The organism is Rhizobium sp. CIAT894 (assembly GCF_000172795.2).
GTDB lineage: Bacteria > Pseudomonadota > Alphaproteobacteria > Rhizobiales > Rhizobiaceae > Rhizobium.
On sequence record NZ_CP020952.1, the window covers coordinates 332,981 to 345,926 of the forward strand.

Sequence of the window (12,946 nt, forward strand, 5' to 3'; positions counted from 1 at the left end):
ACGGCGCTCGATCAAAATCAGCTCGTGAAGGTGAACTGCTGCGGCAGAGCAGGCCCCGGATTGGGCCAGGACCAGCTATCCGGCTCCTTTTCGGGAACATTGCGCAGATTGTTGCGGATGATCCCGAAGCCGCCGACGGCAAGGCAAAGCCCGACGGTCTCGAATTCCTCCGCGGCGATATCGAAGATCTGCTTCATGACCGCACCGCGCTTGTCGAGATCGGCCGTCGAACGCGCCTCGTCGAAGAGCTTCATGCGCTTCTTCTGGCTTTCCGGCGGTTCTTCGCCGCGCGCACCATTGGAGGTGTACCACAGCGTCCATGGAATGGCGTAACGAGAGCCCTGCGGATGGAAGGCGAAGAAATCGCGCGGATCGAGCATCGGATCGAGACCGCCGGGGCCCGGCCACACCTGCGCATCATGGGCATTGTCGTCGCCGCGGGTGTAATAGAGCGCCCGTTCGATAGTATTGACCTTCATGTCGATGCCGATCTGGGCCCAATGCGTCTTGACCAGTTCCAGCGCGTCGACCAGATCGGGATAGAGCGTCGGAATGACGTCGATCGAGAAGAACACCTTCTGACCGTCGGGACGAAGGCGGAAGCCGTCGCCGCCTTTCTTGTAGCCGGCCTGATCGAGCATCGCGCCTGCCTTGTCGGCGTCAAATTCGGTGAACTGGCGCGCGTATTTCTCGTGATACCACGGATGGCTCGGACGCGGCCCGGCCTGGTAGGGCTCGCTCTGCCCGAAATAGACGATATCGATGAGCTCCGGGCGATTGATGCCGATCGACAGCGCCTGCCGGAACGACTTGTCCGCAAACATCTTGCGCATGGCAGGATCTTTGTGGGTGATGTTGAAGTAGATCTGGCACTGTTGCGAGGCCGAGGGCACGAGCGCCAGCAGGCGATAGTCGCCCTTCTGCATGTTCTGAGAGAGCGTCGGCTTGTTGGCCAGCACGCTGATGTGACGTTCCTGGATATCGATCTTGCCGGAGATGACGTTCAGCATCAGCGATTCGACATCCTGCGAGATGCCGAAATTGATCTCATCGATGTAGGGAAGCTGGTTGCCTGCCGTGTCGACCTGCCAGAAATAAGGATTGCGGGTCATGACAACGCGGGTTGCGCCACCGACATAGGGTTCCTTGACAACCCATGGGTCGAGCGTCGGTTTGTCGACATTGCCCCAGCGTGTCGGGATCTCGATATCGCCGCAGCGGCTGCGGAACAGCTCCGTCCAGCTGGTGACGCCGGCCTTCTTCGCATCGGCCTCGATATTGGGATTGTATTTCGGCAGGAACTGGCTGCAGTAATGCTTCGGGAACAGCGTCGGATGCTGGCCGAGCGGCGTGGCGAGGTTTTCCAGGTAAAGCGCGTTGGCCGCCGCAAAGGTGAACTTCACGGTATAATCGTCGATCTTCTCGACCGTGACCGGCTTGCCGGCGACAGCAAGCTGCGCCGGTGTCGCGCTGTAGAGCTCGGTGTTCTTGACGCAGTCTTCGATCGCGAAAACGACGTCATCTGCGGTAAAGGGATGACCGTCGGACCAGCGCACGCCTTCGATCAGATGGAAGGTGAATTGCGTTGCGTCGTCGCTGACTTCCCAGCGCTCGGCAAGGTTCGGCTGCACGGCGGTAAAATCGAGGTTCCAGCGCACGAGACTCTGGTTGCCGACCATGCGCAGGATACCGTTATGGTCCGACGAACCGCGAAGGCCGCGGCGTAGCGAGCCGCCATAGGTACCGACCTTCTCGTACGGCGTCACCACCATCGGCTTTTTCGGCAGGCGCTCGGCGAGCGGCGGCAGTTTTCCATCTTTCACAAGCTGTGCAAGCGCGGGTGCTTCACCACCTGCGGCGGCGGAGACGCGACCAGCGATGGACAAGGCAGCGACGCCGGCCATGCCACCAAGCACAGTGCGGCGGGTAACGCCACGCGACAGTATTTCGTTGGGCATCGAGTTCCTCCCTTTCTACGCCGGTGCAATTTTTGAACCGGCTGATGCGGCGGGTTCCCGACCTGCCGCCTGCGCCCTCCTCGGCGCTGGGACCGAACCATAGACACGTTCCCAAATGATTACAAGAGTTGACAGATAATTACAAATTTCGTAGCGATACGACATCGACATCAGGATTTCACGCCCCGAAATAAGGGCTGCAGCGAACAAAAGGCGGCAACCTGTTAGAATCTGTGCGCCGCCATCGAGATCACCGGCCGGCGCCGGCAAGAGCCCGCAGCGTTCCAAGGAAAAGGACGATAATGACATTTGAGGTCGACGCCGTTTCGAACAGAGGCGCAACGCGCTTCAGCGACATCATCTACGAGAAGATCGTGGGGATGATCGCCGACGGCAACTTTCCGGTGAACGAACGGCTGCCGTCGGAGACGAAGCTCGCCGCTGATTTCGGCGCCTCAAGACCCGTCGTGCGCGAAGCGCTCGAGCGCTTGAGGGCCGATGGCCTGGTGGTTTCACGCAAGGGCTCCGGCTCCTATGTCAGGCAAAGACCGGACTCGTCGATGCTGAAAATGGTGCCTGTGGGATCACTCGCCGATGTCCAGCGTTTTTTCGAATTCCGCGCCGGCCTCGAAGCGGAGGCTGCGGAGCTTGCCGCACGAAACTGGCAGCCGGAGGACCGGGAGCGGATAACGGCGGCACTTCTTTCGATCGAACAATGTCTGCGCAACGGAGAGCTCGGCGCCGAGCAGGACCAGGCTCTGCACGATGCCATCGCCATGGCGACCGGCAACCAGTTCCATATCACCGTGCGCGAATGGTTCAGGCCGCATTTCGCGATCGGGCATTCCGTGACGCGAAGCTTGAGCCTGAAACGGACGCCGGAGCAGATCCGCAGCGTCCAGGATGAGCATGCGGTGATCGTCGAGGCGATCTTCGCGCGCAACGAAACCGAGGCCCATGACGCCATGAAAAGACACATACTGAATGCTCGCGCCCGCATGTTCCAGGGCGTTTGAGCGGGGATGGGAGGAAGAACGATGAAACGGATCGCTGTGACGGGTGCTGCCGGACGGGTTGGAACGCTGCTGCGCCCGCTGCTTCGCGCGCACGCCGAATACGTCAGCCTGATCGATCTGCAGGAGCCTGCCGGGCTTGGCGAAAACGAGACGTTCGTAAGGGCCGATCTTACAAAGCTTGACGAGGCAACGGCTGCATTGAAGCATATCGACGGCGTCGTTCATCTCGCCGGCATCGCAAGCGGCATCGACATGAATGCCATTCTGCACGCAAATGTGCTTGGAACCTACAATCTCTACGAAGCCGCGCGAGCCAACGGAGTCCAGCGGGTCGTCTATGCATCGAGCAACCATGCGACCGGCTTCTATCCGCGTGGAGAAATCATCTCGCCGCTCGATCCCATGCGCCCCGACAGCCCATACGGGCTTTCCAAATGCTGGGGCGAACTGGTGGCGGGGCTCTACTACGACACCTCGGGCATTCGCTCTCTTTCCATCCGTATCGGCAATGCCGGCACCTATCCCAACAGCGAGCGATCGGTTGCGATCTGGATCAGCGCGCGGGATCTGGCGCAACTGGTGCGGATCGGGCTCATTCACCCGCTGATCGCCGCGACAGTCGTCTATGGCGTTTCCGATACGGACGAGAAATGGTGGGACAACGATCTGGCGACGAGGCTCGGCTACCGGCCGCAGGACCGGCCGCGCGATCACGCCCGCATCGAACAGGGATCGGAAGGGCCGGTCGCGCTTGCGTTCCAGGGCGGCGGCTTCTGCGAGATCAATCATGACGGCACCATCCGCATGCGTGACGCCGAAGGTTTGGCCAAGAGCCTGGAGGCGGCTGAATGACGGCGCCTCGGATCATCCGCCCGGACATTCGTTCCGTGATCCAGCAACCGCTGACGGTCGGTGAATCGCCGGTATGGGACGATGAGACCGGCACGCTGTGGTTCGTCGATATCCTGGCGCCGGCGGTTGTGCGGCTGTCGGCCTCGGGACAAATTGATCGCTTCGACATGCCGGCCGCAATCGGTTGTCTCGGGCTTTGCCGCGATCACAGGATCGTCGTCGGCCTCCAGACGGGCGTCCATCTCTTCGATCCTGTCTCCGGCGATATCGATTTTTTGTGCGACCCGGTCGGGCGCGATATGAATGGCCGCCTCAATGACGGCAAAATCGGCCCCGACGGCTGCTTCTGGGTCGGCTCGATCAGCGAAGCCAAGCCGCAGGTGAGTGACGCTGCACTTTTCCGCGTCGGGGCCGATGGCAGCACGCGGACCGTCGCCACGGGGCTGACAAGTTCCAACGGCCTCGCCTGGTCGCCGGACGGCCGGCGGATGTATCACTCCGACAGCCGCCAATGTTTCCTGCAGGCATTCGACTTCGATCCCGAGACGGGCAGCCTCGGCGAAGGACGTCGCCTGCGCGGCTTCACCGAAGATGAGGGGCGCCCGGACGGAGCCGCCATCGATCGCGACGGGTTTTACTGGAGCGCCGGCGTCTCGGCCGGCCGCCTCAACCGCATATCGCGCGAAGGCGAAATCGTCGAGATTTACATTCTGCCGATCCCGGCACCGACGATGCCGTGTTTCGGGGGGCCGGATCTCCGGACCCTCTTCGTCACCAGCCTGTCGACGGACCGCACCGGCCGTTTCGAGGCGGGCACGGTCATCGCCTTCGATTTGGATGCGGAGGGGCTGCCGCCCTTCCGCTTCGGATGACGATCATTTGGATGGAAAGCAAACGGGGAAAGAAAAATGAGCATCGCGATCATGCGCAAGGCGCTCACGGGCGTGTCGGGCGTTCCCGTCACGGCCTATAACGGTAAAGGCGAAGTCGAACCGCGGGTGACCGCCAAGGTCTATGCGCGGGTGGCGGCGGCCGGCATCCACAACATTGTCGCTGCCGGCAATACCGGCGAATTCTATGCGCTGACGCCGCAGGAGATCCGGATCGTCCACGAGGCGGCGGTTTCAGGCGTTGGCGGCCGGGCGCCGGTGACGGCGGCGATCGGCCGGTCGCTGCGCGAGGCGATCGGCATGGCCAGGGATGCGGCCGCGATCGGCGCATCCGCCGTGATGTCGCATCAACCCGTCGATCCTTTCGCGGCACCTTCGGCCCAGATCGGCTATTTCTGCAATCTAGCCGATGCATCCACCGTGCCGCTCGTCGCCTATGTCAGGGCCGAGGGTTTCGGTGTCGAGGATATCGTCCGCCTCGCAAACCACGGCAATATTGCCGGCATCAAGTTTGCCACAACAGATCTGATGCTGCTGTCACGAGCAATCCCGGCCGCCGATCCGGCCGGTGCGTTGTTCGTCTGCGGCCTGGCGGAGAGCTGGGCGCCGACATTCACCGCGGCCGGCGCGCGCGGCTTCACATCGGGCCTCGTCAACGTCGCGCCGAAACTGTCGCTTGCCGTCCACGAAGCGCTTGAGAAAGGCGACTTCGGTGCGGCGAGAGCAATCGTCAACAAGCTCGAACCCTTCGAGCGGATGCGCACCAAATTCCGCAACGGCGCGAACGTGACCGTCGTGAAAGAGGCCGTCACCTATTCCGGCCTCGATGTCGGCCCGGTGCGCGTGCCGGGATTGCCGCGGCTCGATGCACATGATCGCGAGGAATTGCATCGGTTGCTACAAGCCTGGCAGGCCGGCGGCGACATTCAGGTCCAAGCGGACGAAGAGTCCATAAAGGCAGCCGGCTGAGCCGGCAAGAATTTCCACAAGCAACAGGCGTGGGGGATGGCCGCGCCACAGGATTGGGAGGTCTAGAGATGCTAAAACAGCTACTGACAACGATCGCGATTACCGGTGCTCTGATGACGACGCAGCCTGCCTGGGCGGCATCGCCGCCAAATATGCTGGTGATCGGGACGAATCTCACCGGGATCCGCACGCTCGATCCGGCCCAGAACAACGCCCGCACGGTCTCCGAGCTGATCTCGAATCTCTACGACAATCTCGTGCAGCTGTCGCCTGACGATCTCAAGACGCTGAAGCCAATGCTTGCGACGCAATGGAGCGTCTCGGACGACGGCAAGATCATTACGCTGACCTTGCGCGACGACGCCGTCTTCCAGAGCGGCAACAAGGTGACCGCCGAGGATGCGGCCTGGTCGATTCAGCGCGTCATCAAGATGGGTCAGGTCGGCTCCACCGATGTGGCGCTCTGGGGCTTCAAGCCCGACAATGTCGAAAAACTCGTCCGCGCCAGGGACGAACACACGCTGGAGATCGAGCTGCCGCAGGCTGTCAATACCGATCTGGTGCTCTATTCGCTGGCAGGCTCGTCGCTCGGCATCGTCGACAAGAAGACGGTGCTGTCGCATGAAGCGAACGGCGATTTCGGCGGCGCCTGGCTTTCCGCCAATTCCGCCGGCAGCGGACCGTTCAGCCTGGCGCAATGGCGGCCGAACGATGTGGCGATCTTCAATGCGCAGCCGAAATATTGGGGCGGCAAGCCTGAAATGGCCCGCGTCGTCGCCCGCCATATCCCGGAATCCGGCAATCTCCGGCTTCAGCTCGAAGCAGGCGACGTCGATGTCGGCCAGTATGTGGCAAGTGGCGATCTCGATGCGCTCGCCACCAATAAGGATATGGTGATCGAGAACGTGCCGGGTCTCGGCTTCTACTACATCGCCCTCAACCAGAAAGATCCGGACCTGCAGAAGCCGAAGGTCCGAGAGGCCTTCCAGCACGCCTTCGACTGGAAGGCGATCTCCGGTAACATCATGCGTTATACCGGCTTTCCCTGGCAGTCGATGATCCCGCGCGGGATGATCGGCGCGCCCGGCGAAGCGGCGGCTCGTTATGATTACGACCCCGCCAAGGCCAAGCAGCTGCTGGCGGAGGCCGGATATCCCAACGGCCTGAAGAAGGTGCTCAATCCCTCGGGAGCCCCGACCCTGCCCTTCGCAGAAGCGCTGCAGGCGAGTGCGCGCGCCGCCGGTTTCGATCTCGATCTCGTGCCCGGCGAATTCACGCCCGCCTTCCGCGAGCGCAAATTCGAAGTGCTGCTCGGCAATTCCGGCGCCCGCCTGCCCGATCCCTTCGCTGTCGCCACGCAATATGCCTTCAACCCCGACAATAGCGACGAGGCGCGCCTCGGCAGCTATTATCTCTGGCGGACGGGCATGAAGGTGGACGAGCTCAACACGCTCATCGACCAATCGATGCGGGAGCGCGACACGGAAAAGCGCACCGACATCTTCAAGAAGATGGACGGCATCTATTCCGGCATGGCTTCGCCGCTCGTCATCTTCTTCCAGCGAACCGACCCCTATGTCATGCGCGCCAACGTCAAGGGTTATCACGGCCATACGACCTGGTCGACGCGCTGGCATGACGTGACCAAGGAGTAGAGCGCGTGGCAAGCGCCGATCTGACATCGAAGCAGGAGAGCCGTCATTCCAGGGCGGGCGGGTTTGCCGATGCGGCCCCGCACCCCTTGACGAGCCTGTTGCGGCGCCTGGCAGGGCGCGTGGTGGCTATCGTCACCACGCTGCTCGGCCTGCTTTTCCTAACCTTTTCGATGGGCCGTCTGCTGCCTGCCGATCCGGTACTGGCCATCACCGGGGCGGAGGTCAGCAAGGAGGTCTATGATCGGGTCTATAACGAGTTGGGACTTGGGCAGCCGATCTGGATGCAGTTCTTCTCCTATGTCGGGAAGGTCGCCACAGGCGATCTCGGCACGGCGGCGACGACGGGCCAGCCGATCCTCACCGATCTGATGACGATCTTTCCCGCCACGATCGAGCTTGCGATCATTGCCATGATCATCGGCGCCGTCATCGGCATTCCCTTGGGCGTCACGGCTGCGGTGAAGCGCGGAACGATCATCGATCATATCGCCCGGATCGTAGCGCTTGCCGGCCACTCCATCCCGATCTTCTGGACCGGGCTGATGGCGCTGTTCATCTTCTATGCCAAGCTCAAGCTCGTCGGCGCATCCGGCCGGATCGACGTCTTCTACGAGGGCCTCGTCACGCCGATGACCGGCTTTCTGCTGATCGACGCCGCGATACAGGGCCAATGGGACGTTTTTCACAACGCGCTCGGCCACATCATCCTGCCGGCGGCGATCCTCGGTTATTACTCGGTCGCCTATATCAGCCGCATGTCGCGCAGTTTCATGCTGGAACAACTCAGCCAGGAATACATCATCACCGCGCGTGCAAAGGGGCTCGGCACCCGCAAGGTCGTCTGGCGCCATGCCTTCAGAAACATTCGCGTACAATTGCTGACGATCCTGGCGCTGACGTTCGGCGGGCTGCTCGAAGGCGCGGTGTTGATCGAGACGGTCTTCGGCTGGCCCGGGCTCGGCCAGTATCTCACCCGCGGACTGCAGATGAACGACATGAACGTGGTGATGGGTTCGGTGCTGACGATCGGCGCCGTCTTCCTGATCATCAATATCGTGTCCGACGTCCTCTATCGCATCCTTGATCCGAGAACACGGTGACGCCATGACGATCTCCACCGAAGACGCAGACAGCACCCATGCTGGCGGCTTTCGCAAATGGCTGCTGGCGCCGGAGCCACAGGGCTGGTTTCAGTCGTCGATGCAGCAGATCCATCAGGGCTGGCTGAAGTTCAGCCTGCATCCGCTTGGTCTCGCCGGCCTCGTCATCATCGTGCTCCTGATCGGGGTGGCGACGGCCGCCCCTCTGCTGACGAGCTACGATCCGATCGTGCAGGACATGGCCGGGCGGCTTGCGCCGCCCTCGGCCGCCCATTGGCTCGGCACCGACAATTTCGGCCGCGATGTCTTTGCGCGGGTAATCTACGGCGCCCGCACGACGCTCTACATCATCATGCTGGTGACGATCATCGTCGCACCGCTCGGCCTGCTGATCGGCACCTTCTCCGGCTATTTCGGCGGCATCGTCGATGAAATCCTGATGCGCATCACCGATATCTTCCTCTCCTTCCCCGGGCTGGTGCTGGCACTCGGTTTTGCCGCAGCCCTCGGCCCCGGTATCACCAACGCGATCATCGCGATCTCGCTGACCGCCTGGCCGCCGATCGCCCGGCTGGCGCGCGCCGAGACGCTCAGTCTTCGCAAGGCGGATTATATAGCCGCCGTGCGCCTGCAGGGCGCGACGTCAATTGCGATCATCACCCGCCACATCCTGCCGATGTGCATTCCCTCGGTGATCGTCCGCGTCACCCTCAACATGGCCGGCATCATCATCACTGCGGCCGGCCTCGGCTTTCTCGGCCTCGGCGCGCAGCCACCCTGGCCGGAATGGGGTTCGATGGCGGCCAGCGGCCGCGAATTCATGCTCGACAGCCCATGGGTGATCGCAGCACCCGGCATTGCCATCGCGCTCGTCAGCCTCGCCTTCAATCTCGTCGGCGATGCCCTTCGCGACGTGCTCGACCCAAGAGGTTCGGAATGACGGAGCCCCTGATCGATATCCGCAACCTCGAAATCGCCTATGGCGGCGGCCACATGCGCGCGGTACGCGGCGTCAGTTTTGCGCTCGGCCAGGAAAAGCTCGGCATCGTCGGTGAATCCGGATCGGGCAAATCCACCGTCGGCCGGGCGATCATGAAGCTGCTGCCGCCGACCGCAAAGGTCAGCGCCGAGCGGATGCGCTTTCGCGACGTCGACCTCATCACGGCAGACGAACGGAGGATGATGACGATCAGGGGGCGGCGGATCGGCCTGATCCTGCAGGACCCGAAATATTCGCTCAATCCGGTCATGCGGATCGGCGAACAGATTGCCGAGACCTACCGCTTCCATCATCCAAAGGTAAACAAGGCAAAAACCTACGCCCAGGCGCTCGACATGCTCGAAGCCGTCCAGATCCGCGATCCCGAGCGCGTCGCCCGCCTCTATCCGCACGAAATATCCGGCGGCATGGGCCAGCGCGTGATGATCGCCATGATGCTGATCGCCGAACCGGAAGTGCTGATCGCCGACGAGCCGACCTCGGCGCTCGATGTCACGGTCAGGCTGGAGATTCTGGCCCTGCTCGACGAACTCGTTGCCCGCCGCAATCTCGGCCTGATCTTCATCAGTCACGATCTCAATCTGATCCGGAATTTCTGCGATCGCGTCCTCATCATGTATGCCGGCCGCGTCGTGGAAGTGCTTGAGGCGCGCGATCTCGACAAGGCCAGACACCCTTATACGCAAGGGTTACTGGCGTCCCTGCCGACGATCGAGGATCCGCCTGCCCGGCTGCCGATCCTGAAGCGCGATCCCGCCTGGCTTGACGACCGCGCATTGGAGCCGCCGCGATGATCCGGATCGACAATCTCACCATTCGTTTCGCGCACGGCCAAAGGCCTGTTGTCAGAGACGTAAACCTCGTCATCGAAAAAGGGACAGCGTTCGGCCTGGTCGGCGAATCCGGCTGCGGAAAATCTACCGTCCTCAGAGCTCTCTCCGGCCTCAACGCAAATTATGACGGCCGTATCGAGCTCCAGGGCGAGATTCTGGAGCGGCAGCGCAGCCGGCCATTCTTCCGCCGGGTACAGATGGTGTTTCAGGACCCCTACGGATCGCTCCACCCTCGCAAAACCGTCCGCTCGCAGCTCAAGGAACCGCTGCGCAACCAGGGACTGGATACGAACTCCGTCGATGTCGACGCGGTGCTGAGATCGGTCGGCCTCGATCCGGCGCTGAGCCACAGATTTCCGCACCAGCTCTCCGGCGGGCAGCGCCAGCGCGTGGCGATCGCCCGAGCCTTGATGCTCAACCCGGACGTCCTGATTCTGGACGAACCGACATCGGCGCTCGATGTGTCGGTGCAGGCCGAAATCCTCAATCTCCTGCAGGATCTGCGCAAAGAGCGCGGCCTGACCTACCTCCTCGTCAGCCATGATCTGGCCGTCGTCTCCCACATGTGCGGCCGCGTCGCCATCATGGAAGCGGGCGAGATCGTCGAACAGGTCGATATCGAGGCATTGCGAAAGGGCGCCGTCGAACATCCCTATTCGCAGCGCCTGCTGCGGGCGAGCCGGATGTACGGGAGGGCATAACCGCTACCGGCACGCCCCGGCGTCTATTTCCAGCTGGTATAATCGGCAGCAACGCAACCAAACGGTGCGCGTTCCTGAGCAAACCGGTTCTTCAACTGCTCGCATCCCCACTCGTTCAGCGGCGCCGGCATGAGATTGTTGATGTCCATGCCAGGCGATTGGAATTGCGTCGAGGAACTCGTGACGTACCAAAGCCAGAAGCCGACCACACCGACGGCGATCAGAAGCAACACACCGAAGAAAAGCTTCAGCCGCTTCCAGACCGATACCGTCCTTATCGGTTCTTCGATCAACATCGGCCCACTCGGATCGCCGTCCCGCCGATATGGCGCAAGAGCCGCGGTGCGCTCGGCATCGGTCAGCTCAACGCGCTGCAGACGATCGTCCAGAAGCACCGGCAGGGCTGTGTTGCCGTGCCTGACGGCCAGCCCGATAGCCTTGCCGTTGGCTTCACCGACGATCAGCGGCTCCTGTCCACTCTTCATGCGCGTATAAGCCGATCGCCCCGTTTTGTCGGCGGCAATCTTGTCATTGTAGGTGATGGAGAGAACGCCGCGTTTGCGGTCGAATGCACCGATCTCGACCGGGACGGGGATCAGCCTGGCAGGCCGGCGCAACTGTCCCTTGACCCGCCAAATGCGGAGACCGAGAAAAATCGTTCCCAGGCTCGTGCCGCCAAGCAGGAGGACGAATAGAGTGAGCGTGATGATCCTGTTCCAGAGCATGTCCAGACCCAGGCTTATCGTCGCGAGTTCCGGATGATCGGCCGAAATCACAAGATCGGTTTCATAGTCGCCGGTGTGGAAATCGACGAACATCACCTCGACCTCGGTGTCGTAGTTTCGCCCACCGTAGCTGTAGACAAGGCGTGCCTCGCAGTCCGTGAAGACTGCCTTGCGTGTCGTGCATCGCCCGTTTTGCACGTCGCCATCTTCGAGCACCAAGGGGTTCTGGCTGATCTGGAAATCACGGATCACCCCCGGGGCTTCCCAGACGAATAGAAAGACAGCCAGTGCCAGGATTACAGGCGTTGACCAGAAGTAAGCGTTCGGCGTGGAAATGACGTCGCGCGCCAATGAAAGCGGGCGACTTGGAAGAACAAGCGAAGTCAATGGGCGCGGCCCCCTCGAGTGACAGCGCAGCGCGCCGGTAAAGCTTCAAACAGCGGCCAATGATCAACGAGCGGAGTTGACGTCATTGCGACCAGACTGCACAATCCCCTTGTGCGATACCGATCTACAACCTGAGGCGGGCGATCGGCAATCCCTATCGGCACGCGTAAGCAGCATTGGCGCGTTGAATCCTGTCGATAAGCGAGTATGCCGTGCCGGTTGCAAGTCCGAACGCTTCCCATGCGGAACCAAATCGCCGCCGAACGATTACCATGACAGCCGTCGTCCGCCTTGATTGGCTGCGCCGTGATGCTGATGTTCCCCTGAGAGTGACTGGCATGATCAAGGTCCTTGCATGCTCCATCGCTATGGCGACCGCGTCAATGGTCACGGCCGGTGCCGCCTATGCCGACGAATCCGCCTTCTTGAAAACACTCGCGGGGAGTTGGAGCGGTAACGGGACGGTGAAAGTGCGGACAAATGCACCGACCATCAAAGTCACTTGCCGCTTCAAGTCGGACACGAACGCAGCTTCCCTTGCGCTCATCGGACGCTGCACCAGCCTCATGATTTTTTCCCGTGTCATCAGCGCCAACCTCAAGGCGAGCGGCGATAGCTATACCGGCTCCTATATTGGGGCGGGAAGCGGCACTGCGGGTCTAGGCGGCAAGCGCAACGGTGATGCCATAAACCTCGCGATAAGATGGGCGAAAGAGGTAAACGGCGATCGAAGTGCTGAGATGACGATCAAAAAGATCGGAGCGTCGGGCATGCGTCTCACCACCGTCGATACCGACCCGGCGACAGGCCGGTCCGTTGTCACGAGCCGGATCGACCTTCGACGAAGCTGACGCTCTCTG

At 61.8% G+C, this 12,946-nt stretch carries 12 protein-coding genes; 10 read left to right on the forward strand and 2 right to left on the reverse strand.

What is annotated here, in order from left to right; translation table 11 throughout:
- Positions 1–17: 17 nt before the first annotated feature.
- Positions 18–1,958 carry an ABC transporter substrate-binding protein gene (locus RHEC894_RS30465; protein ID WP_085740367.1) on the reverse strand — a complete coding sequence of 647 codons (1,941 nt, stop codon included), beginning with the start codon at positions 1,956–1,958 and terminating at the stop codon, positions 18–20.
- Between the two features lie 302 nt (positions 1,959–2,260).
- On the opposite strand from RHEC894_RS30465, the gene RHEC894_RS30470 reads away from it, so the two are divergent.
- From RHEC894_RS30470 to RHEC894_RS30510, 9 genes are all read left to right on the forward strand, one after another.
- The gene (locus tag RHEC894_RS30470) at positions 2,261–2,974 is read left to right on the forward strand and encodes a FadR/GntR family transcriptional regulator (protein ID WP_085740368.1); all 714 of its coding nucleotides are present in this window, start codon (positions 2,261–2,263) and stop codon (positions 2,972–2,974) included.
- Positions 2,975–2,995: 21 nt separating this feature from the next.
- Positions 2,996–3,826: an NAD(P)-dependent oxidoreductase gene (locus RHEC894_RS30475; RefSeq protein WP_085740369.1), complete on the forward strand. Its 831-nt coding sequence runs from the start codon at positions 2,996–2,998 to the stop codon at positions 3,824–3,826.
- The gene (locus RHEC894_RS30480; protein WP_085740370.1) at positions 3,823–4,698 is read left to right on the forward strand and encodes an SMP-30/gluconolactonase/LRE family protein; all 876 of its coding nucleotides are present in this window, start codon (positions 3,823–3,825) and stop codon (positions 4,696–4,698) included. The genes RHEC894_RS30475 and RHEC894_RS30480 overlap by 4 nt, the downstream gene beginning before the upstream one ends.
- Positions 4,699–4,734: 36 nt before the next feature.
- Positions 4,735–5,685: a dihydrodipicolinate synthase family protein gene (locus tag RHEC894_RS30485; protein WP_085740371.1), complete on the forward strand. Its 951-nt coding sequence runs from the start codon at positions 4,735–4,737 to the stop codon at positions 5,683–5,685.
- A 68-nt stretch (positions 5,686–5,753) separates the two neighbouring features.
- Complete coding sequence (locus RHEC894_RS30490) at positions 5,754–7,340, forward strand: ABC transporter substrate-binding protein (RefSeq protein ID WP_085740372.1); 1,587 nt, start codon at positions 5,754–5,756, stop codon at positions 7,338–7,340.
- A 5-nt stretch (positions 7,341–7,345) separates the two neighbouring features.
- Complete coding sequence (locus tag RHEC894_RS30495; protein WP_085740373.1) at positions 7,346–8,440, forward strand: ABC transporter permease; 1,095 nt, start codon at positions 7,346–7,348, stop codon at positions 8,438–8,440.
- 4 nt (positions 8,441–8,444) lie between these two features.
- On the forward strand, positions 8,445–9,380 hold the full coding sequence (locus RHEC894_RS30500; RefSeq protein WP_085740374.1) for an ABC transporter permease: 936 nt from the start codon (positions 8,445–8,447) through the stop codon (positions 9,378–9,380).
- Entirely contained in the window at positions 9,377–10,234 is an 858-nt protein-coding gene (locus tag RHEC894_RS30505) for an ABC transporter ATP-binding protein (protein WP_085740375.1), read from the forward strand. The genes RHEC894_RS30500 and RHEC894_RS30505 overlap by 4 nt, the downstream gene beginning before the upstream one ends.
- On the forward strand, positions 10,231–10,974 hold the full coding sequence (locus RHEC894_RS30510; protein ID WP_085740376.1) for an ABC transporter ATP-binding protein: 744 nt from the start codon (positions 10,231–10,233) through the stop codon (positions 10,972–10,974). The genes RHEC894_RS30505 and RHEC894_RS30510 overlap by 4 nt, the downstream gene beginning before the upstream one ends.
- Positions 10,975–10,997: 23 nt before the next feature.
- On the opposite strand, the gene RHEC894_RS30515 is transcribed toward RHEC894_RS30510, so the two are convergent.
- Positions 10,998–12,086, reverse strand: a complete 1,089-nt coding sequence (locus tag RHEC894_RS30515) for a hypothetical protein (protein WP_085740377.1) — start codon at positions 12,084–12,086, stop codon at positions 10,998–11,000.
- Between the two features lie 338 nt (positions 12,087–12,424).
- Here RHEC894_RS30515 and RHEC894_RS30520 point away from each other — a divergent pair, with 338 nt between their 5' ends.
- Entirely contained in the window at positions 12,425–12,937 is a 513-nt protein-coding gene (locus tag RHEC894_RS30520; RefSeq protein ID WP_085740378.1) for a hypothetical protein, read from the forward strand.
- The last annotated feature ends 9 nt before the right edge of the window (positions 12,938–12,946 follow it).